Raw genomic sequence first — 20,587 nt, 5'->3', positions numbered from 1 at the left:
GAAGTTTTTTACGCTTGTCAAACTGTCGAAACATCCAACTGCTAGACATCTTCACGACCTGGAACTTCATTCCACCTGGAACTTTCGCTCCATCACCACTGCTGCTCTTCAGAACCCGCTGCACCGCTGCTGCCTAGGCAGATCGCGTTGCGTTTTGCTTTTGTTCCGTCGAGCCAATGAATATAGCACGGATGAATTTCGGTTTGCAAGCCGGAGCCAGCTTTTCCCCTAGCTATTTACGGCCGACTCCAAAAAAGGGCTCTTCAGAAGCCAGCGGCGGATCATAGGGCCCTGGCTCTCCCTCCTTTGCCCCTCCCCCCACCCGCGCTATTTGATCGCTCTATTTATTCCGGAAAGCCGGCTTCCGTTTTTCCATGAAGGCTGTCATGCCCTCTTTCTGATCATGCGTGCCGAATAAGGAATGGAACATCCGGCGTTCGAACAGCAGCCCGTCGTTCAAGGGCGCTTCATACGCGCGGTTGACCGCTTCCTTGGCCATCATGACGGCGGGCATGGACATGGACGCGATGACCGTGGCGGCGTCCAGTGCTTCTTCCATCAGTTTGTCGGCGGGCACCACCCGGGATACCAGGCCGGCGCGCTCGGCTTCGGCAGCGTCCATCATTCTTGCGGTCAGCACCAGGTCCATGGCTTTGGCCTTGCCGACCGCGCGCGGCAGGCGCTGGGTCCCGCCCGCGCCCGGCAGGATGCCAATCTTGATTTCCGGCTGGCCGAACTTGGCCGTGTCCGCTGCGATCAGGATGTCGCACATCATGGCCAGCTCGCAGCCGCCGCCCAGCGCGTAGCCCGCCACGGCGCCGATCACCGGCTTGCGCACCTTGCGGATCGTTTCCCAGTTGCGGGTGATGTAGTCGGCGCCGAAGACATCCATATAGGTCCAGTCTTTCATGGCCCCGATGTCTGCCCCTGCTGCGAACGCCTTGTCGGACCCGGTGATCACGATCGCGCCGATGTCTTCATTGGCGTCGAAGGCCAGCAGCGCGGCGCCCAGTTCGTCCATCAACGCGTCGTTCAAGGCATTGAGCGCCTTGGGGCGGTTCAGGGTGATGAGGCCAACGCGGCCACGGGTGTCGGTGAGTACCAGCGATTCGCTCATGAAGACATCCTTGCTGAAAAGAGTGAAGGGTTCGACTGCTACTACACCACACCTCGCGCACGGCTGCACCGGGAGCTTGCCCGGAGGGCGTGGGCCAGGCGACTCGCCGTCTTAAGTTTCCCCTAAGCCTGGGGCCTGATCATGCATCCCATACCAAACCGTCTCTGTCTTTATCAGACCCAATCAGGAGTCACCATGACCACCCCGTTCAAGACCACCCCTCTCGTCGTTGCCGTGATTGCCGCCGGTGTGTTCGGTGCGGCGGGGGCCACGGCTTTCACCCGTACCGTGTCCGACAGCGCCGTCACGCCCACCAGCCAGGTCGCGGCCACGCCGGCTGCACCGGTTGGCGTCGTCACGCCGCCCGACTTCTCGCAGATCACCGACCGCTATGGTCCGGCGGTGGTCAACATCAGCGTGAGTGGCATGACCAAGGTGGCGGACCAGTCCGACGACGGCGACGATCCCTTTGCCCAGTTCTTCCGGCAGGACCCGCGCCAGCAGCGCCAGGTCCCGGTCAAGGGCCAGGGTTCGGGCTTTATCGTGAGTGCGGACGGCATCATTCTGACCAATGCGCATGTGGTGCGCGATGCGAAAGAAGTGGTCGTGAAGCTGACCGACCGCCGCGAATTCATTGCCAAGGTCCTGGGCAGCGACACCACCACCGACGTGGCCGTGCTGAAGATCGACGCCAAGGACCTGCCCGTCGTGGCGCTGGGCAATGTGGCCGACCTGCGGGTGGGCGCCTGGGTGCTGGCCATCGGTTCGCCCTACGGCCTGGAAAATACGGTGACCGCCGGCGTCGTGAGCGCCAAGGGCCGGTCGCTGCCCAATGACGGATCGGTGCCCTTCATCCAGACCGACGTCGCCGTCAATCCTGGCAATTCAGGGGGGCCGCTGTTCAATGCGCGCGGCGAAGTCGTCGGCATCAATTCGCAGATCTACAGCCAGACCGGCGGCTACCAGGGTGTGTCGTTTGCGATCCCGATCGACGTCGCGACCAAGATCAAGGACCAGATCGTGGCGACCGGCAAGGCGCAGCATGCCCGGCTGGGGGTGACGATCCAGGACGTGAACCAGGCGCTGGCCGATTCGTTCAAGCTGGATTCGCCCTCGGGCGCCCTGGTGTCAAGTGTCGAGAAAGGCAGCCCGGCGGACAAGGCGGGACTGAAGGTGGGCGACGTGATTCGCAGCATCAATGGCAAGCCGGTGATCGTGTCGGGCGATCTGCCTGCGGTGGTGAGCCTGGCCATGCCGGGCGAGAAAGTGACGCTGGGCATCCATCGTGATGGCGGCGCCCAACAACTGACGGCGCAACTGGGCGATGCAAGCAAGGTGCCGACCCAGACGGCTTCGGCCAAGGGGAATGCCGCCCAGGGCGGCAAGCTGGGACTGGCCTTGCGTGAACTGGATCCCCGCGAACAGCAGGAACTGGGCGCCCCCGGAGGTTTGCTGGTCGCCCAGGTAGGCGGCGCTGCCGAACAGGCGGGCGTGGAACCGGGAGATGTGCTGCTGTCGCTCAATGGCACGCCGGTGTCCACGGTGGAACAGGTGCGCGCGCTGGTGACCAAGGCGGGCAGGAACGTGGCGTTGCTGGTGCAACGCGGTCCGAACAAGATTTTCCTGCCGGTACGGATCGGGTAAGCCGGCCCTGCTGGACCCAGGCGTGCAGTCCGGGCCCACCATGTAAAAAGCGCAGCATCATTGAAAGATGCTGCGCTTGTTTGCGTCGACGCCCGGCGCCCCGCACCTTGCCCGTCAGGCCGTCTGCGGCGGTGTCGTCACCTGTTTGACCGCCGCCACCGCGCCCGCCACATTGTCAGCCACTTCCTTGCTCACTTCCTTGCGGTAGCGATTCAGGTCCTGCACCGTGGCAAAGCTGCGATCGAGCAACAGCGACATGTTGTGGAGGATACGGTCCGCGACCTTGGTCTCCCATTCCTTGTCGAAATTGATCTGCTGATCCAGCCAGGTTTCGAGCCAGCCCGGTTCCGGCACCCGCGACTGGATGGTGTCGTTGGGGAACAGGTCTTTGTTCACGTGCAGATTGGTCGGATGCAGCGCCTGCGGTGTGCGGCGAGCCGACGCCATCAGCACGCCGATCTTGGAGAACGCGGCCCGCGCCTGGTCGCCCAGTTCCTTGCTGCGGCTGGTCAACGCCCGCTTCATGTAGCGCAGGTAGGCCCCCGCATGACGGGCTTCGTCTTGCGAAATCAGACGGTAGATGGCCTTGATGACGGGTTCGGTATGCCATTCGGCGGCGCGACGGTACCAGTGATTCAGACGGATTTCGCCGCAGAAGTGCAGCATCAGCGTTTCGAGTTCCGGCGCCGGGTCGAATTCGAAGCGCACGTTGTGCAGTTCGGCTTCGGTCGGGACCAGATCGGGCCGGAAGCGGCGCAGGTATTCCTGCAGCACCAGCGAATGCTTCTGTTCTTCGTAGAACCAGATCGACATGAACGCGCTGAAGTCGCTGTCATGGCGGTTATCGCGCAGGAACATTTCGGTCGCCGGAAGCGCCGACCATTCCGTGATCGCGTTCATCTTGATCGTATTGGCCTGTTCGTCGGTCAATTTGACGGCCTCGAACTGGTCCCAAGGCACGTCCTTGTCCATGTCCCAACGGACGGACTCCAGCGATTTGAACAATTCGGGGTACAGCATAGCGAGCCTTTCTTTCTTATGGATCAATGGGTTGCACGTGCCTGCGCGCCGCAGCGCAAGGGCACGATATCGTTCGCCCAGTGACCTCTTGATGACGGGAATTCCGTCAGACCGTCAAATCCGGATGAAGTGCCGGCCGCACCTTGCTTCGAATGACCTGTGGCAGCAAGGACCCTGCAAAGATGCCGACGAAACCGCCGATCAGCCCCGCCAACTGAGGTGGGAACACCTCGGCGTACGCGCTTCTGCACATGAGCCAGCATACGACACCCAGCAAGGAAGATGCCAACGCCCCTTGCGTGGTGGCCCGTTTCCAGTACAAGCCCATGAAAAGAGGCACGAAGGCGCCGACCAGCGTCACGGTATAGGCGCCGGCCACCATTTCATAAATGCTGTCGGTTGTATTAAGTGCAAAGGTCAGCACGCACACCGCAAACACCACCACCGACACGCGCATGGCGCGCAGGAATCGACGGTCGTCCATGGCCGGGACCAGATGCCGCAGGATATTTTCGGCAAAGGTGGTGGATGGCGCCAGCAAGGTGGCCGACGCCGTCGACATGATGGCCGAGAGCAAGGCGCCAAAAAAGAAGATCTGCGCCAGCGCCGGCATCCGTTGCAGGATGAAAGTCGGAAGGACCTTTTGTGGGTCGTCTTGCAGCAGGGACGTAACGATATCGGGCATCACGCCAAAGGCCGACAGCGCGATGTACATGGGAATGAAGGCAAACAGCAGGTACAGCAGCCCGCCGATGATGGGCCCGCGCTGCGCGGTGCGCACGTCGCGCGACGACATGACGCGCTGGTAGACGTCCTGCTGGGGAATCGACCCGAGCATCATGGTCACCAGGGCGGCAAAGAAAAAGAGGATGTCGTGCGCGTTGGCAGGCGGCGCAAAACTGAGAAGGTCGCGGCTGACGGCCTGGTCCATGACAGGGCCGATGCCCCCGGCCAGATCCGTCGCAAAGTAGGCAATGGTGAAAAGGCCCAGCACGATCACGATCATCTGGAAAAAATCGGTCAGCGCGACCGACCACATGCCGCCGAACAGGGTGTAGGTGGTAACGATGGCCGCGCCGACCAGCATGCCCTGCGTTTGCGAGAACATGGTGGGATCGAGCATGTGGAACACCAGGCCCAGCGCCTTGATCTGCGCAGCCACCCAGCCGAGGTAGGACACGATGATGGCGACGCTCATCAACACTTCGACCATCGTGCCGTACCGTTCGCGAAAGTAGTCGCCCAGGGTCAGCAGGTTGTGCTGGTACAGGCGCTTGGCGAAAAAGAGACCCACCAGCACCAGGCAGAACGCGGCGCCGAATGGGTCTTCGACCACCCCTCCTAGGCCGCTCTTGATGAAAACCGCGGACACCCCCAGCACGGTTTCGGACCCGAACCAGGTTGCGAAGGTGGTGGCGATGACAATATAGAGCGGCAGCGAGCGGCCCGCGACCGCATAGTCGGCGGAGGTGGACACCTTGCGCGCGGCAAACAGCCCGATCGCGATGGAGGTCAGCAGATAGAGAAGGACAAAGCCCAGAACCATGATCGCGCGCCGTCAGTTCGAAACAAACGGCGCGAGTATCGCACGCAGACCCGCGGGGGTCCCAGGTTTTATCTCAAGCCTGAAGTCGCTTTACCGGGACAGTGCCCACAAAGCCACAGCCACCGCGGTGGCGAGCACGCCAGTCAGTGCCGCCAGCAGGCGATTGCCATGCTGCTGGGTCTGCCGCAGGCGCACCATTTCGAGGCGCAGGGCTTCGCTGTGCAGCGGTTCGGCCAGGCGGGCATGCAGCAGGCGCGGCAACTCGGGCAGCATCTGCGCCCACTGTTCCGCTTCACGCTTCAGGCCGTTGCGCAGCGCCTTGAACCCGACCCGTTCCTGCATCCAGTTTTCCAGATAAGGCTTGGCCGTTTTCCAGAGGTCCAGCTTGGGATCGAGTTCGCGGCCCAGGCCTTCAATGTTCAACAAGGTCTTTTGGAGCAGGACCAGTTGCGGCTGGATTTCGACATTGAAGCGGCGCGAGGTCTGGAACAGGCGCAGGAGCACCTGTCCCAGCGAAATCTCGGACAGCGGCCGATCAAAATACGGTTCGCAGCAAGCGCGGATCGCGCCTTCAAGTTCTTCTTCACGCGTTTCGGCCGGGGCCCAGCCCGATTCGATGTGCAACTGCGCGACCCGGCGGTAGTCGCGGCGGAAGAAGGCCAGGAAGTTCTGCGCCAGGTAGTTCTTGTCGAATTCGGACAAGGACCCGACGATGCCGAAGTCGAGCGCGATGTAGCGGCCCAGCGATTCGGGCCGGTCGGACACGTAGATGTTGCCCGGGTGCATGTCGGCATGGAAAAAGCCGTCGGCAAACATCTGGGTAAAGAAAATTTCGACGCCGTCGCGGGCCAGCTTGGGCAGGTCGACGCCGGCTTCGCGCAGGCGGCCCACGTGATTGACGGGGATACCGTACATGCGTTCCATGGTGAAGATGGACGCCGAGCAGTAGTCCCACATGACTTCCGGCACGATCAGCAGGTCGCCGCGGGGGCCTTCGGGCGAGAAGTTGCGGCGCAGCTGGCTGCAGTTGGCGGCCTCGCGCAGCAGGTCCAGTTCGTCATGCAGGTAGGTGTCGAATTCGGCCACGACTTCGGTCAGCTTGAGGCGCTTGCCGTCGGGCGACACACGTTCGATCAGCCGGGCGAGCGCGCGCATCAGCCGCATGTCGTTGTCGATGATGGGCCGCATGTTCGGGCGCAGCACCTTGACGGCCACGTGGCGGCCATCATGCAACACCGCGAAGTGCACCTGGGCGATCGACGCGGAAGCGACCGGCTCGCGTTCGAAACTCGCGAACAGCTGGTCGGGATGGCGGCCCAGGCCCTTTTCGATCGACGCGATGGCAACGGCCGAGGGGAACGGCGGCACGCGGTCCTGCAGACGCGCAAGTTCGTCGGCGATATCGGCGGGGATCAGGTCGCGCCGGGTCGACATGACCTGGCCGAATTTGACGAAGATGGGACCCAGCGATTCGAGCGCCAGGCGCAGGCGTTCGCCGCGCGGGGCGTCGAGCTTGCGGCCAAAGCGCATGATGCGCAGGGTGCGGGCGGTCCAGCGGTGGCGGATGTTGGACAGAACAAGGTCATCAAGACCGTACCGGAACATGATGGCCATGATCCGGACCAAACGCAGCAGGGTGAACATCCGGCCTTACCCCTTGCTCTGGCTGCGGGCGCGGCGCGCCTCGAGTGCGTCCAGCCGCGCCGCCAAGGCGTCGACCCGCTTTGCCGAACGTTCGCTGTCGTCGCGGATCTTGCGCACGCCGGCGCTCCAGGCTTCCAGTTCGTACGACGACGCCACGGCGCCGCTCTCTTCGGAAAGGTATTCCGCGACGTTTTCGGCAAACCGGCGGGCACCGGTGCGGGCGCCCTGGGCCACGCCATGGACGAATCCGAACAGACGCGCAGCCGGGATGTCGCCAATCACCTTGGCGACGTCGTCTTCGGCATCCCAGCGCAGGTCGCGCGCCAGATCGCCGATCACGTGGGCCAGCGCGGCGTCGCCGTCGATCCGCACGGCGCTCATGCGCTGCGCGGTGTCGGCCGCCATCAGCGCCGACAGCTTGTCGGTCGCGACGGTCAGGGTCACATCGGGCACGGCATCGGCCGGGGCCAGCACGACGCCGCCCTGCTCGGACACCTGCAAGGTCAGGGTGCCCATGCCCATGACGAGGCGGGCGATCTTTCCGGCGTGGGGCGCAAGACGCGCCTGGGCCCAGGGCTCACGAGACAACAGCGCGTCGAGCGCGCGGGCAGCAGCGTTGTAGGGACTCAAGGCGGGCAAAGGCATAGGGGACACAGAATGACAAACGCCCGTCCGAGGACGGGCGTTCCACGGGGTTCAACCCGTGCAGTTTACCGGCTGTTGAGGACAGCCGGTCCTTGCATAGACGTTTATTGCGTTACCGGAATCTGCTGGACGCCAGCCAGCAGCCAACCGCCTTGCTGGGGCTTGAACAGGTTCCAGATTTCCTCGAAGCGGAAGGCTTCCGCACCCGGCGCCTCACGCAACATGCCGGAGTAACGCACGCTGGCAAGGTGACCGTCGGACACGGTTTCGATGCCCAGCAGCTCGGCATTGAGCAGCACCACTTCGGTCACGTTCTGGCCTTCGCGCTGCGCCAGTTGCTGGCCCAGTTCGGCAAGCAGGTCGTCGGTGACCAGTTCACGCATTTCGTTCGTATCGCCACGGTCCCACACGGCCTGCAGCTTCACGAAGTGCGCCTTGGCGTTCTGCAGGAAGTTGGAGGTGTCGAAGTCCGAAGGAATGGTCCACTCGCCCAGAGCCGTTTCGACCGGAGGCGCTGCCACGACAGCAGGCGACACGCCGGCAGCCGCTGCCGAAGCGGGCAGCGCCGCGTCGGACTGACGCGCCATCGGGGCCGGATCCGCCGCACGCGGCGCGATCGGGGCATTGCGGTCGTTGCCGCCTGCTGCCGCGCCCTGGAAGGCGTGCTGCTGACGTTGGGCGCCCGCACCGCGGAAGCGGCGCACCAGGAAGATGACCGCGAAGATGACCAAAGCGATCAGCAGCATGCTGCCGATCATTTCAGCCATGGCCGCGCCCATGCCCAGGTGCGAGAACAGCGCTGCCAGGCCGAGGCCGGCGGCGATGCCCGCGATCGGGCCCAGGAAGCGGCCCATGCCGCTGCGTGCGCCCGCCGTGGCGGCCGCACCTGCGGCAGCACCCGCTGCCGGCGCTGCCGCCTGCGACGTGGTGTTGTTCTGTTGTGGCGTGCGTGCAGGCGGGGGCGCCTGGCGCGTCACGTTGCTGGATTGACGGCCAATGCTGCTGCCGCCGCCGGCGCGCCTGGCTTCGGCATCGGCCACCACCAGCATCGAGCTGGCGCTAACCATGATCACCAGAGCCGGCAGGATCTTGGACAGGAAACGTCGAGACATTGTGTGTTCTCTCCTCTAATCAATGTCATGTCGGGCAGGAATCGATTTTTGCAAGCCCGGGTCTTCCCCGCAGAAGGCCATGGCGCAGAAATCTTCCTGACAATAAGCTGAATGTAGCGGACTATCGCAAAAGGTCCAAGCGAAACTCGGCCCTTTTTCGCCCGATCGGTTGCAAGGTGCTTCACGATCGGGACGGCTTGGCCTTGGGCCGCGCCTGCTAGAGCGACACGCCCTCGTGCAGCGCCACCAGCCCTGCGCTCAGGTTGAAATATTGGACGCGCGACAGGCCGGCTTGTTCCAGCATGCCGGCCAGGGTTTTCTGGTCGGGGTGCATGCGGATCGATTCGGCCAGGTAGCGGTAGCTGGCCTCGTCCTTGGCCACCGTCTTGCCCAGCCAGGGCAGGATATTGAAGGAGTACCAGTCGTAGGCGGGCTGCAGCGGCTTGGCCACGCGCGAAAATTCCAGCACCAGCAGCTTGCCGCCCGGGCGCAGCACGCGCTTCATTTCGGCCAGCGCGCGATCCTTGTGGGTCATGTTGCGCAGGCCGAAGGCAACGGTGACCCGGTCGAAGTAACCCGACGGGAATGGCAGCTTTTCGGCGTCGCAGACAGCGGTCGGGAGCAGCACGCCCTTGTCGAGCAGCCGGTCGCGGCCGACGCGCAGCATGGAATCGTTGATGTCGGTCAGCCAGACCTCGCCGGTCGGGCCGACGCGCTTGGCAAACGACAGCGCCAGGTCGCCCGTGCCGCCGGCGATATCCAGCACCTTCATGCCGGGGCGCACGTTGGCGCGGCCGATGGTAAAGGCCTTCCACATGCGGTGCAGGCCGCCCGACATCAGGTCATTCATGACGTCGTAGCGGGCCGCCACTGAATGGAAGACCTCGGCGACCTTGCGCACCTTGTCGTCTTCAGCCACTTTCTGGAAGCCGAAATGGGTCGTGCCGGCGGTATCGGCTGACGGATCGGCGGGATAACGGGGTTCACTCATTGACGGGCTCCTCGACGGACTTCGGTAATGGCGGGCTCGGACGGCGCGGCGGGGCTGTGGCCGTGATCGTGACCGCATCCGTGGCCATGCTCATGGTCGTGGCCGGCGGGGGCCGCGGCGCCGCCGGCATCGGCCGGATCGCGCGATGCGCCCGCTGCTTCCAGCTGCGCCAAATACGCTTGCCAGAGGGCGTCATGGTTGTCGCCCAGGTCGTACAGGATGTCCCACGAGTAGATGCCCGTGGAATGCCCGTCCGAAAAGGTGGGCTGCACGCCGTAGTTGCCAACGGGCACGAGCTGGACGATCGTCACGTCGCGCTTGCCCACCTGCAGCACTTCCTGCCCGACGCCGTGACCGCGCACTTCGGCAGACGGGCTATGCACCCGCATGTGCTCGAACGGCAGGCGGAACACCTTGCCGTTGTCGAATTCGACTTCCAGCACGCGTGAGGCGCCATGCAGAACGAAGCGGGTGGGGATAGGGGTATCTTTATTGAGGCCGGCCATGGACATTCTCGGTGACAGACCGTCATGGTAGCCCAAGCGGCTGCGGCCCAAGGGGTGACGACCCGCGCGCTGCTCGCGCTGTAACGCATCGACTCGAAAATGAAGGCTTGCGATGGGCGCGGATGCCCCAACACGAAAGAGTTGCGCAGGTAATTGGAGTGGTTTTAAGCCTTGCGCCCTCGACACGGCGTGCCTATCGGGGTGATATATAAATTCAATCGTATGGCACAATAATATAGCTATAATTTATCAAAGTCGCAGATGTGCTGCGGCAACCACTGGAGAAACCAAGCATGATTCACATCAACAGTCAGATCCCCGCATTCAAGGCCCAGGCTTTCCACAACGGCAAGTTCGTTGAAGTCACCGACCAGACCCTGAAGGGCAAATGGTCTGTGTTCATCTTCATGCCGGCTGCCTTCACGTTCAACTGCCCGACCGAAGTCGAAGACGCGGCCGACAACTACGAAGCCTTCCAGAAGCTGGGCGCCGAGGTCTACATCATCACGACCGACACGCACTTCTCGCACAAGGTGTGGCACGAAACCTCGCCAGCCGTCGGCAAGGCCAAGTTCCCGCTGGTGGGTGATCCCACCCACTTCCTGACCAACGCTTTCGGTGTGCACATCCCCGAAGAAGGTCTGGCTCTGCGTGGCACGTTCGTCATCAATCCCGAAGGCGTCGTGAAGACCCTCGAAATCCATGACAACGCCATTGCCCGTGACGTTCAGGAAACCCTGCGCAAGCTGAAGGCTGCCCAGTACGTTGCGAACAACCCTGGCGAAGTGTGCCCGGCCAAGTGGAAGGAAGGCGAAAAGACGATTGCTCCTTCGCTCGACCTGGTTGGCAAGATCTAAGTAATACCCGTCACGCAATCCATTGTTGCTGGCGCGAGGAGCTCCACGCGCAGCTCCTCCTTTTTATCTGGGAACACCATGCTCGACTCCACCATCAAGGCTCAGCTCAAAGCGTATCTTGAACGCCTCCCCGGTCCCATCGAACTCGTTGCGGCGCTGGACGACAGCGCGTCGAGTACCGAAATGCGTGGCCTGCTCGAAGACATCCTCGACTGCTCACCACAAGTGTCGCTGCGCGAAGATGTGTCGGGCGCCCGCGTGCCGTCCTTCGCCATCACGCGTCCGGGGCAGGCTCCGCGCGTGCGCTTTGCCGGACTGCCGCTCGGCCACGAGTTCACCTCGCTCGTGCTGGCGCTGCTGCAGGTCGGCGGGTACCCGCCCAAGGTGGAAGAGTCGGTGCTGGCCAACGTTCGCGAGCTTGCCGGTCCGTTGAACTTCGAGGTCTACATGTCCTTGTCGTGCCACAACTGCCCGGATGTGGTTCAGGCCCTGAACGTGATGGCTGCGGTCAACCCCGACGTGAACGTGACGACCATCGATGGCGCACTGTTCCAGGCGGAAGTGGCCGAGCGCGAGATCATGGCGGTTCCCTCCGTATATCTGAACGGGCAAGTGTTTGCCTCGGGCCGTATGACGGTCGAGGAAATCGTTGCCAAGCTCGATACCAATCGGGAAGCCAAGGACGCGGCGCGTCTGGCGGCGCAAAAGCCGTTCGACGTGCTGGTCGTGGGCGGCGGTCCTGCCGGCGCGGGTGCAGCGGTGTACGCAGCTCGCAAGGGCATCCGTACCGGCATCGTTGCGGATCGCTTCGGCGGGCAGACCAATGACACGCTGGGCATCGAAAACTACATTTCGGTGAAGGAAACCACCGGTCCGAAGTTTGCGGCCGACATGCTCGAACACGTCAAGCAGTATGGCGTCGACGTCATGAACCTGCAGCGCGTCGCCAAGCTGATCCCGGCCAGCGAGCCGGGGGAACTGATCGGCGTGCAGCTGGAAAACGGCGCTGTGCTGCAGTCGCGGTCGGTCGTGCTTGCCACGGGCGCACGCTGGCGCATGCTGAACGTGCCAGGTGAAGAAGAGTACAAGAACAAGGGCGTGGCCTACTGCCCGCACTGCGACGGTCCGTTGTTCAAGGGCAAGCGTGTGGCCGTGGTTGGCGGCGGCAATTCGGGTGTTGAAGCAGCCATTGATCTGGCCGGCATTGTGGCTCACGTCACGCTGATCGAGTTTGGTGATCAGCTTCGTGCAGACGCCGTGCTGGTGACCAAGGCCAGAAGTCTGCCGAACGTGACCATCCTGACGCGTGCCAAGACGACGGAAGTCGAAGGCAAGGACGGTGTCGTCAGCGCTCTGCACTATGAGGACATGGCGACGGGCACGAAGCATCGCATCGAGCTTGAAGGCGTGTTCGTGCAGATCGGCCTGGTGCCGAACACGGACTTCCTGAAGGATTCCGTGACGCTGAATCGCTTTGGCGAGATCGAAGTCGATGCCAAGGGTCACACCAACCTGCCGGGCGTGTTTGCGGCAGGCGATGCGACCACCACGCCGTACAAGCAGATCGTCGTGGCTGCAGGTGAGGGTTCGAAGGCGGCGTTGAGCGCCTTCGATTACCTGATCCGGTCGAGCGTCCCCGAAGCCGCCTGATGCAAGTGCAGCAGGCCTGACCGGCTGGTTCTGAGAAAAAGCCTCCACCTTGTGGAGGCTTTTTTTTGGCCGCGTGCTGCGGGTCGCGTGCTGAGGTGGCGTGCTGAGGTCGTGTATTGCGGGCAGCGTTTTCGGGGTCGCGCAGCGTGCCAGGCAACCCCCGTGCAGGGGCCGCAACGGTCCGGCACCCTGGCGGTCACATACCTGAAACATTGCCGCCATACTATCGACATGGTCCAGCAACCTGAATCACACAACCCATGTCCAGCACCATCCTAGTCGTCGAAGACGAACCCGCCATCCAGGAACTGATCGCCGTGAACCTGTCGTTCGCGGGGCACAAGGTGCTGCGCGCGACGGACGCCGAGCAGGCCCAGACGCTGATCCGCGCCGAATTGCCCGATCTGATCCTGCTCGACTGGATGCTGCCCGGCGCATCCGGCATCACCCTGGCCCGCAAGCTGCGCGCCGAGGAACGCACCAAGGCGGTCCCGGTGATCATGCTCACCGCCAAGGGCGCCGAGCAGGACAAGGTCGACGGCTTGGAAGCCGGCGCGGACGATTACATTACCAAGCCGTTTTCGCCCAAGGAACTGATGGCGCGGATCAAGGCCGTGTTGCGCCGCCGTGCGCCGCAGCTGACCGACGACATGATCACGGTGGCGGGCCTGAAGCTCGATCCCGTCACGCACCGGCTGGCCGGCAATGACGTGCCGCTGGCGATCGGTCCGACCGAATTTCGCCTGCTGCACTTTTTCATGACGCACCCTGAACGCGTGTTTTCGCGCTCGCAGCTGCTCGATCAGGTCTGGGGCGATCACGTGTTCGTCGAAGAACGCACGGTGGATGTGCACATTCGCCGCCTGCGCAAGGCCCTGGAACCCAGCCGCCATGACGGTCATGTGGAGACGGTCCGGGGGAGCGGTTATCGCTTTACCGCCCAACCGGTTCCCGGCGTCCAGCTGAACGACTGAGCAGGAAAGGGTCCACGCCCTGCCGGGTGCTGCGACAATCCCTTATGGTCTGGATCCGAAATCTCGTTTTTGTCCTCGCGTGGGGCGGTCTTGCCGCGCTGGGACACCCCGTTGCGGGGCATCATGGCAGTTGGGCGCTGTTCAGCTTCGGGCTGGGCACCCTTCTGTGCTGGCACATCTGGCAGTTGTCGCGGGTCACGCGCTGGACGCGCGACCTGAAACGCCCGCCGCCGCCGTCGGCCGGCTCGTGGGACGACGCGCTGGCCCGCATCTACCGTCATTTGCGCAGCCAGGAACGCCAGCTGGCCTTGCTGGAAGGCAATGTGCAGGGCTTCCTGTCGGCCGCCCAGGCGCTGCCCGACGGGCTGGTCACCCTTGACGAAGACTTTCATATCGATTGGTGCAACCGCATCGCCAGGCACCACCTGGGCCTGCGGCTGCCCGAAGACCGCGGCCACAGCCTGCTGAACCTGGTGCGATCGCCGGATTTCGTGCGTTATGCCCGCCAGCTGGAATGGCCATCGCCGGTGCTGGTACGCAGTCCCGGATCGGGTGACCGGGTGCTGATGGTGCAGTTGATCAGCTACAACAAGCGCCAGCGCATGCTGCTGACGCGCGATGTGACGCAGATCGAAAAGCTGGAGACCACGCGCCAGGACTTCGTGGCGAACGTGTCGCATGAACTGCGCACGCCGCTGACCGTGCTGGCCGGCTTTCTGGAAACCCTGATCGAGATGCCTGCCGACGCCCTGCCCCAGGCGCAGCGCGACCAGTATCTGACGACGATGCACGAGCAAGCCCAGCGCATGCAGGCCATCGTGGCCGACCTGCTGACGCTGTCGACCCTGGAATCGTCACCCACCACCGACCCGCAACCTGTCGGCATGCCCGGCCTGATTCGCACCGCCCTGTCGCAGGCCGAGGCGCTGTCCAATGGCCGGCACACCCTCAGCAGCGAAGTGGACCCGCAACTGGACGTCTTGGGTTCGGGCAGCGAACTGTCGTCGGCGATTTCCAACTTGCTCATCAATGCCGTGCGCTACACCCCGGATGGGGGCAAGGTGACGGTCCGGTGGCGTACGGAGCCGGACGGCAGCGCGCGGTATTCGGTCACGGATACGGGCATCGGCATTGCCGCCCACCACCTGCCCCGCCTGACGGAACGGTTCTACCGCGTGGATCGGGGCCGGTCGCGGGAGTCAGGTGGCACCGGGCTTGGCCTGGCGATTGCCAAGCACATTGCCATGCGTCATGGCGCTGAACTGGAGATCACCAGCGAGGTCGGGCGCGGCAGTTGCTTCTCTCTGCACTTTCCACGGGCACGCCTGACCGACGGCGACCGCCAATAAGCGGTTCATGCGCATCCCGGCAAGGCCAGGCCCGGAATTCCCCGCCTGGCCGAGGTGGCTTTCTTAACAAAGCCGGCCGAATGTGTGACAGTCGAAGGTTGGATGGCCACCCGCTTCGAATCGAAGCGCCTGCCCGCCCCTATCAGCCCGGAGTTGCCCTGTATGGCGAAAATCGTACTTTTGGAAAACATCCACCCCAGCGCGCGCGAGGTGTTCACCGCCGCCGGGTTTACCGACATCGTGACGTACAACAGCGCCCTGCCGCCTGATGCGCTGCAGGAAGCAATCCGCGACGCCGATGTCGTTGGCATCCGCTCGCGCACGCAGATGGACAAGGCCGCGTTCGAAGCGGCGCGCAAGGTGCGTGTAGTGGGCTGCTTTTGCATCGGCACCAACCAGGTCGACCTGACGACGGCCATGGAGTCGGGCATTCCGGTGTTCAACGCGCCGTTTTCGAATACCCGGTCGGTGGCCGAACTGGTGCTGGCCGAAGCGATCCTGCTGCTGCGCCGGATTCCCGAGAAGAACCTGCGGGTGCATCAGGGCCATTGGGACAAGACGGCCAACGGGTCGTACGAGGCCCGTGGCAAGACGCTGGGGATCATCGGATACGGCAATATCGGATCGCAGATCGGTACGCTGGCCGAGCAACTGGGCATGCGTGTGATCTTCCATGATGTGGAAGCCAAGCTGCCGCTGGGGAATGCACGCGCCTACGACCTGCCGACCTTGCTGGCCGAGTCGGACGTGGTCACGCTGCATGTGCCGGGCGGCCGGTCGACCGAAAACATCATGAACGAAGGCACGCTGTCGATGATGAAGCGGGGCGCGATCCTGATCAACGCGTCGCGCGGCACCGTGGTGGACATCGACGCGCTGCGCGCGGCGCTGGACACCGGGCACATTTCGGGCGCGGCGCTGGACGTGTTCCCGGTCGAGCCCAAGGGCGTGGACGAGCCGCTGGCCAGCCCGCTGATCGGCCTGCCCAACGTGATCCTGACGCCGCACATTGGCGGCAGCACGATGGAATCGCAAGAGAACATCGGCCGTGAAGTGGCGGAAAAGCTGGTGCGCTTCGTGGAAAGCGGCACGACCAAGGGTGCCGTCAACTTCCCGGAGCTGCCCTACCAGGAACCGGCCGGCACGGCGCGCATTCTGCATGTGCACCGGAACGTTCCCGGCGCGCTTGCGCAGCTGAACAGCCTGTTTGCGGACGCCAAGCTGAACATCGTCAGCCAGCAGTTGCAGACCAAGGGCCCGGTCGGCTTCGTGCTGACGGATATTAGCGATGCGCCCAGCCCGGACATGATCGACAAGCTCAAACGCCATCCGATCACGGTGCGTTGCGACGTACTGTGAAGGGGTGACCGCCGGGTTGCGTCAACGAAAAGCGCCGTGCCTGCTTGGGGGCTACGGCGTTTTTTTTTGATGCCTGAGCGTCAGAGAGACCGGGCGGAGTCGTCACTCGTTGCCTGGTTCAGCGCCAGGCGCACGTTTCGCACCGGCGGCTGGCCGAAGGTCCGGCTGTACTCGCGGGTGAACTGCGACACGCTTTCGTAGCCGACCTTGAAGGCGGCGCTGCTGGCGCTGGCGCCGTCGGTCAGCATCAAACGCCGCGCCTCGAGCAGCCGCAAGTGCTTCTGGAATTGCAGGGGCGACAGCGACGTGACGGCGCGGAAATGCTGGTGGAAGGACGACGGGCTCATTCCGGCCACTGTAGCCAGGCGTTCCACGGCGATCGGTTGCGCGTAGTCGGCGCGCAGCACGGCCACGGCGCGCGCGATGCGATGCACATGTCCTTCGGGCCAGCCCAGACGGCGGATGGCCGGACCATGCCTGCCGGCCAGCAGCCAATAGTGCATTTCGCGGACCAGTTGCGCTTGCAGCACGGGCACGGCGGCCGGGCGTTCAAGCAATCGCACCAGGCGCAGGGCGACGTCGGCCACGTCTGCTTCAGTGGGCTCGACGTGCAGGGCGGCATCCCTGGACAACGATCCGGCATCGCCATCACGGTGGACATCTTGAAGCCCTGCGCTGGACGCGGCGGTGATTTGGCGACCGTGTGCAGTTCCGGTTCGGACAACCTCCATCTGACCGGTCAGGTCGGCAATGATGGCCGGGTCGAGCACCAGCGCCAACGACAGGTAGGGCGCGGCAATGCTGGCCTGAGTGATCTGGCTGACCGTCGGCACGTCGACCGCGATCAGCAGCGAGTCACCCGCCGAGAACGACACCGAATGCGTGGCCGCCGTGACCTGCTTGCTCCCTTGCAGCACCAGGCAGACCAGCGGCCGCGAGATGTCGTACAGCAGGCCGCTGGGCACGGTGGCGCGGACCAGCATCAGGCCGTCGATCGGCGTCTGGGCGACGCCATCGGCGCCGGCATGCGACTGGGTATAGCGGCGAACCGCATCGAGCAAGGTATCCATTGCTGCCAGTCTAGTGCGGTGCGCGCCGCGGCGACAGCGGTTTGGAGGATCAGGCAAAAGCGCGCGAGGTTCCGGCAACCTGGCCGCGCCGCGCGGCAGGACACTGGACTCCTCGCAACCTACCCTGTTCCAAGAGTCCCCACATGACCCCCATCACACTCATTACCGGCGGCAGCCGCGGCCTGGGCCGCAACATGGCGCTGCACATCGCCCGCCAGGGCGGCGACGTCATTTTTACCTATCAAAGCCGCGCAGCCGATGCGCAAGCGGTGGTGGCCGAGATCGAAGCGCTGGGCCGCAAGGCCGTGGCGTTTCCGCTGGATAGCGGAAAGTTTTCATCGTTTGCCGGCTTTGCCCAGCAGGTGCGCACGGCGCTGGCCGACACCTGGCAGCGGGATCGCTTCGATCACCTGGTGAACAATGCCGGCCATGGCGACATGGCCTTGGTCGCCGACACGACCGAAGCGCAGTTCGACCGGCTGTTCGACGTGCACGTAAAGGGAGTGTTTTTCCTGACGCAGGCGCTGCTGCCCCTGTTGGCCGACGGGGGTCGTATCGTGAACCTGTCGACCGGCCTGACCCGCTTCGCCTTTCCTGGCTTTGGCGCCTATGCGGCGGCCAAAGGCGCCGTTGAAGTCCTGAGCATGTACCTGGCGAAGGAGCTGGGCAGCCGCGGCATTGCGGTCAACACCGTGGCGCCCGGCGCGATCGAAACCGATTTTGGCGGCGGAGCGGTGCGGGACAACGCCGACCTGAACGCCCAGTTTGCCGGCATGACGGCGCTGGGCCGGGTCGGCGTGCCGGACGATATCGGCGCCATGGTCGCCAGCCTGCTGACCGACAACAACCGCTGGATCAATGCCCAGCGGATCGAGGTGTCAGGCGGCCAGAACATCTGACGCCGATCAGCTTCCAATCACCCCCCGATCAGCGGGAAGATGCCAAACACCAACCCCGCCACCAGCATCAGCGCGCAGATCAGGATGCCCCACTTGATGGTGAATTTCTGGTGGTCGCCGAACTCGACGCCGGCCAGGGCCACCAGCAGGTAGGTCGATGGCACCAGCGGGCTGAGCAGGTGGACGGGCTGGCCCACCAGCGATGCCCGGGCGATCTCGACCGGCGAAATGCCGTAGTTGCCGGCCACTTGGGCGATGATCGGCACCACGCCGTAGTAGAACGCGTCGTTCGACAGGAAGAACGTGAACGGCAGGCTGAGCACCGCGGTGATCGGCGCCAGATACGGGCCGAGCGCTGGCGGCAGCAGCGCCAGCGCGCTTTTTGCCATGGCTTCGATCATGCCGGTGCCGGCCAGGATGCCCGTAAAGATGCCGGCGGCGAAAATCACGGCGACCACGGCCAGGACGCTGTCGGCGTGCGACGCGATACGATCGCGCTGGGCCTTCATGCCCGGATAGTTGATCAGCAGCGCAATGGCAAAACCGATCATGAACAGCACCGGCAGCGGCAGCACGCCGTAGATCAGCGCGATCATCAGGCCCAAGGTCAGTGCGGCGTTGATCCAGATCAGCCTGGGACGCTTGGCCGCTTCCGTTTCCGACTGCAGGGCGTCTTCTTCGGTGGTGCGGCTGGCGTCGTCATCCACCGGCGGACGGGCCACCGTGGCGCCGGACCCACCGGCCAAGGCGCCTGCGCCTGCCATGGCCATCGCACCCGTGCCGGCCTTGTCGCCCACGTAGTCGATGCGGCCGATGCGCGCACGCTCGCTCAGGCCCAGCCAGATCGAGATCAGGATCACGCCGATGGCGCCGACGATCATTGCCGGAATCATCGGCACGAACACGTCACCGACGTCCAGGTGCAGCACGGCCGCGGCACGCGACGTCGGGCCGCCCCAAGGCAGGATGTTCATCACGCCGCTGGACAGCATGATGACGCAGGCCATGACCAGCGGCCGCAGTCCCAGCTTGCGGTACAGCGGCAGCATGGCCGATACGGTGATCATGTAGGTCGTGGATCCGTCGCCGTCGAGCGAGACGCCCAGCGCCAGGATCGCGGTGCCGATCACGACCTTGAGCGGGTCGCCGCGCACCAGTTTCAACATGCCGTTGATCAGCGGATCGAACAGGCCCGCATCCAGCATCAGGCCGAAATACAGAATGGCGAACATCAGCAGCACGCCAGTGGGCGCGATCTTGCGGATGCCATCGAGCATGAAGCCGCCCACGTCGGCATAGAAACCGCCGAGCAGCGCAAACGCAATGGGGACGATGATGAGCGCGACCAGAGGCGACAGGCGCTTGGTCATGATGAGCGTCATGAACGTCACCACCATCGCGAAACCGAGGAATGTCAACATAAGTGAACCGTTGCACCAGCTGTCAAAAGTGTCGCGATTGTAGGATGTTGCAGAGCAACACCCTTCCCTAGAGGCACTACCTAAGGGAATACCCTAGGAACAGAATCCTGTATTTGGCCCAAGGCAGCTAGCCGTTGCACCAGTTCGGTGACATATCGCGGCAAAAGACTCACAGTAAGCTCACGATGGGCGACGTACCCGGCAGATTCGGTTCCGGCAGCAATACGGGGTGGTGCCCAGAACGGGTCAGGAAAGTGCCGATCGTCGCGCCACCGGGGGATCACGTGCCAGTGCACGTGGGGCACCATGTTGCCGAACGAGGCCAGGTTGACTTTGTCAGGCACGAGCACGTCGCGCTGCGTCCGTTCCACGACCCACACAATCGCCATGACGTGAGCGCGGTCGGCAGGCGACAGGTCGGTCATCTCGGCAACGTGATCACGCCAGATGACGCGGGTGAAGCCCGGGTAGTCGGGTTCATCGACGCGGATGACATAAATCCGGTCGTCGGACCAGATGACGGGGTGGGTCGCGGGATGGCACAGGGGACAGCCGGGCGTCGAGGGGGAAGCGGACATGAAGGAAGGGCCGTCCTGAATGGATCGATCAAGGAAAACCGCAGGCGGGAAGCGGCGTGATTCCGCCGCGCGGAACGCCCGGCCGCTGCGGTGAACATCGCTTGCCACGCCCCGCGCGGCGGCTGAAAATTTAGCACGTCCGTACCCACCTACCTGTGCTGGCGCCGAGCCTGCCGTTCCGCGCGCATGGCCGACGATACTCCTG

Annotated in this window: 17 protein-coding genes and 1 pseudogene; 7 read left to right on the top strand and 11 right to left on the bottom strand. The window is 63.9% G+C overall.

The features are described 5' to 3' along the window. Window positions 1–340: 340 nt before the first annotated feature. Window positions 341–1,117, bottom strand: coding sequence for an enoyl-CoA hydratase (locus IE116_RS25650; RefSeq protein ID WP_189616785.1), 777 nt, complete (start codon window positions 1,115–1,117; stop codon window positions 341–343). 195 nt (window positions 1,118–1,312) lie between these two features. Between IE116_RS25650 and IE116_RS25645 the strand changes: the two genes are divergently transcribed. Continuing rightward, on the top strand, window positions 1,313–2,761 hold the full coding sequence (locus IE116_RS25645) for a DegQ family serine endoprotease (RefSeq protein WP_189616783.1): 1,449 nt from the start codon (window positions 1,313–1,315) through the stop codon (window positions 2,759–2,761). 114 nt (window positions 2,762–2,875) lie between these two features. On the opposite strand, the gene IE116_RS25640 is transcribed toward IE116_RS25645, so the two are convergent. From IE116_RS25640 to IE116_RS25610, 7 genes and pseudogenes are all read right to left on the bottom strand, one after another. Continuing rightward, window positions 2,876–3,781: a ferritin family protein gene (locus tag IE116_RS25640; protein ID WP_189616781.1), complete on the bottom strand. Its 906-nt coding sequence runs from the start codon at window positions 3,779–3,781 to the stop codon at window positions 2,876–2,878. Window positions 3,782–3,887: 106 nt separating this feature from the next. Beyond that, a complete protein-coding gene (locus IE116_RS25635; RefSeq protein WP_189616779.1) occupies window positions 3,888–5,327 on the bottom strand; it encodes a high affinity choline transporter 1 in 1,440 nt (479 codons plus the stop codon). Between the two features lie 90 nt (window positions 5,328–5,417). Continuing rightward, window positions 5,418–6,971, bottom strand: coding sequence for a ubiquinone biosynthesis regulatory protein kinase UbiB (gene ubiB, locus IE116_RS25630; RefSeq protein WP_189616777.1), 1,554 nt, complete (start codon window positions 6,969–6,971; stop codon window positions 5,418–5,420). A gap of 6 nt (window positions 6,972–6,977) precedes the next feature. Then, window positions 6,978–7,616: a ubiquinone biosynthesis accessory factor UbiJ gene (locus IE116_RS25625; RefSeq protein ID WP_189616775.1), complete on the bottom strand. Its 639-nt coding sequence runs from the start codon at window positions 7,614–7,616 to the stop codon at window positions 6,978–6,980. Between the two features lie 104 nt (window positions 7,617–7,720). Next, the gene (locus IE116_RS25620; protein ID WP_189616773.1) at window positions 7,721–8,728 is read right to left on the bottom strand and encodes a Tim44 domain-containing protein; all 1,008 of its coding nucleotides are present in this window, start codon (window positions 8,726–8,728) and stop codon (window positions 7,721–7,723) included. Between the two features lie 217 nt (window positions 8,729–8,945). Next, window positions 8,946–9,719, bottom strand: a complete 774-nt coding sequence (gene ubiE, locus IE116_RS25615; RefSeq protein ID WP_189616771.1) for a bifunctional demethylmenaquinone methyltransferase/2-methoxy-6-polyprenyl-1,4-benzoquinol methylase UbiE — start codon at window positions 9,717–9,719, stop codon at window positions 8,946–8,948. 92 nt (window positions 9,720–9,811) lie between these two features. Next, window positions 9,812–10,225 (bottom strand): annotated as a pseudogene (locus IE116_RS25610) (gamma-butyrobetaine hydroxylase family protein); the annotation flags it as partial. 293 nt (window positions 10,226–10,518) lie between these two features. Between IE116_RS25610 and ahpC the strand changes: the two are divergent. The 5 genes from ahpC (at window position 10,519) to serA (ending at window position 16,414) form a co-directional block, all read left to right on the top strand. Beyond that, the gene (gene ahpC / locus IE116_RS25605; protein WP_189616767.1) at window positions 10,519–11,082 is read left to right on the top strand and encodes an alkyl hydroperoxide reductase subunit C; all 564 of its coding nucleotides are present in this window, start codon (window positions 10,519–10,521) and stop codon (window positions 11,080–11,082) included. Window positions 11,083–11,160: 78 nt separating this feature from the next. Next, window positions 11,161–12,732 (top strand): alkyl hydroperoxide reductase subunit F, encoded by a 1,572-nt coding sequence (ahpF, locus tag IE116_RS25600; protein ID WP_189616765.1) that lies wholly within the window; start codon window positions 11,161–11,163, stop codon window positions 12,730–12,732. A gap of 260 nt (window positions 12,733–12,992) precedes the next feature. After that, the gene (gene phoB / locus IE116_RS25595; RefSeq protein WP_189616763.1) at window positions 12,993–13,706 is read left to right on the top strand and encodes a phosphate regulon transcriptional regulator PhoB; all 714 of its coding nucleotides are present in this window, start codon (window positions 12,993–12,995) and stop codon (window positions 13,704–13,706) included. A gap of 44 nt (window positions 13,707–13,750) precedes the next feature. Continuing rightward, the gene (phoR, locus tag IE116_RS25590; RefSeq protein ID WP_189616761.1) at window positions 13,751–15,055 is read left to right on the top strand and encodes a phosphate regulon sensor histidine kinase PhoR; all 1,305 of its coding nucleotides are present in this window, start codon (window positions 13,751–13,753) and stop codon (window positions 15,053–15,055) included. Window positions 15,056–15,217: 162 nt separating this feature from the next. Next, the gene (serA, locus tag IE116_RS25585) at window positions 15,218–16,414 is read left to right on the top strand and encodes a phosphoglycerate dehydrogenase (protein ID WP_189616760.1); all 1,197 of its coding nucleotides are present in this window, start codon (window positions 15,218–15,220) and stop codon (window positions 16,412–16,414) included. Between the two features lie 80 nt (window positions 16,415–16,494). On the opposite strand, the gene IE116_RS25580 is transcribed toward serA, so the two are convergent. Further along, window positions 16,495–17,484: an AraC family transcriptional regulator gene (locus tag IE116_RS25580; RefSeq protein WP_189616758.1), complete on the bottom strand. Its 990-nt coding sequence runs from the start codon at window positions 17,482–17,484 to the stop codon at window positions 16,495–16,497. A 143-nt stretch (window positions 17,485–17,627) separates the two neighbouring features. On the opposite strand from IE116_RS25580, the gene IE116_RS25575 reads away from it, so the two are divergent. Further along, the gene (locus IE116_RS25575; RefSeq protein ID WP_189616756.1) at window positions 17,628–18,383 is read left to right on the top strand and encodes an SDR family NAD(P)-dependent oxidoreductase; all 756 of its coding nucleotides are present in this window, start codon (window positions 17,628–17,630) and stop codon (window positions 18,381–18,383) included. Between the two features lie 17 nt (window positions 18,384–18,400). On the opposite strand, the gene IE116_RS25570 is transcribed toward IE116_RS25575, so the two are convergent. Next, on the bottom strand, window positions 18,401–19,804 hold the full coding sequence (locus IE116_RS25570) for a CitMHS family transporter (RefSeq protein ID WP_189616754.1): 1,404 nt from the start codon (window positions 19,802–19,804) through the stop codon (window positions 18,401–18,403). Window positions 19,805–19,884: 80 nt separating this feature from the next. Beyond that, complete coding sequence (locus IE116_RS25565; RefSeq protein WP_189616753.1) at window positions 19,885–20,382, bottom strand: HIT family protein; 498 nt, start codon at window positions 20,380–20,382, stop codon at window positions 19,885–19,887. Window positions 20,383–20,587: the final 205 nt, after the last annotated feature.

It is taken from the genome of Pigmentiphaga litoralis, assembly GCF_014651835.1.
In the GTDB taxonomy this organism is placed as follows: domain Bacteria; phylum Pseudomonadota; class Gammaproteobacteria; order Burkholderiales; family Burkholderiaceae_B; genus Pigmentiphaga; species Pigmentiphaga litoralis.
The sequence above is the reverse complement of the archived record's forward strand: the minus strand, read 5'-3'. Positions and strand labels throughout refer to the sequence as shown.

Bases quoted from the DNA above. Each gene is read 5' to 3' on its own strand.
- IE116_RS25650 (WP_189616785.1), bottom strand. From the start codon at position 1,117: ATGAGCGAATCGCTGGTACTCACCGACACCCGTGGCCGCGTTGGCCTC.
- IE116_RS25645 (WP_189616783.1), top strand. From the start codon at position 1,313: ATGACCACCCCGTTCAAGACCACCCCTCTCGTCGTTGCCGTGATTGCC.
- IE116_RS25640 (WP_189616781.1), bottom strand. From the start codon at position 3,781: ATGCTGTACCCCGAATTGTTCAAATCGCTGGAGTCCGTCCGTTGGGAC.
- IE116_RS25635 (WP_189616779.1), bottom strand. From the start codon at position 5,327: ATGGTTCTGGGCTTTGTCCTTCTCTATCTGCTGACCTCCATCGCGATC.
- ubiB (WP_189616777.1), bottom strand. From the start codon at position 6,971: ATGTTCACCCTGCTGCGTTTGGTCCGGATCATGGCCATCATGTTCCGG.
- IE116_RS25625 (WP_189616775.1), bottom strand. From the start codon at position 7,616: ATGCCTTTGCCCGCCTTGAGTCCCTACAACGCTGCTGCCCGCGCGCTC.
- IE116_RS25620 (WP_189616773.1), bottom strand. From the start codon at position 8,728: ATGTCTCGACGTTTCCTGTCCAAGATCCTGCCGGCTCTGGTGATCATG.
- ubiE (WP_189616771.1), bottom strand. From the start codon at position 9,719: ATGAGTGAACCCCGTTATCCCGCCGATCCGTCAGCCGATACCGCCGGC.
- ahpC (WP_189616767.1), top strand. From the start codon at position 10,519: ATGATTCACATCAACAGTCAGATCCCCGCATTCAAGGCCCAGGCTTTC.
- ahpF (WP_189616765.1), top strand. From the start codon at position 11,161: ATGCTCGACTCCACCATCAAGGCTCAGCTCAAAGCGTATCTTGAACGC.
- phoB (WP_189616763.1), top strand. From the start codon at position 12,993: ATGTCCAGCACCATCCTAGTCGTCGAAGACGAACCCGCCATCCAGGAA.
- phoR (WP_189616761.1), top strand. From the start codon at position 13,751: ATGGTCTGGATCCGAAATCTCGTTTTTGTCCTCGCGTGGGGCGGTCTT.
- serA (WP_189616760.1), top strand. From the start codon at position 15,218: ATGGCGAAAATCGTACTTTTGGAAAACATCCACCCCAGCGCGCGCGAG.
- IE116_RS25580 (WP_189616758.1), bottom strand. From the start codon at position 17,484: ATGGATACCTTGCTCGATGCGGTTCGCCGCTATACCCAGTCGCATGCC.
- IE116_RS25575 (WP_189616756.1), top strand. From the start codon at position 17,628: ATGACCCCCATCACACTCATTACCGGCGGCAGCCGCGGCCTGGGCCGC.
- IE116_RS25570 (WP_189616754.1), bottom strand. From the start codon at position 19,804: ATGTTGACATTCCTCGGTTTCGCGATGGTGGTGACGTTCATGACGCTC.
- IE116_RS25565 (WP_189616753.1), bottom strand. From the start codon at position 20,382: ATGTCCGCTTCCCCCTCGACGCCCGGCTGTCCCCTGTGCCATCCCGCG.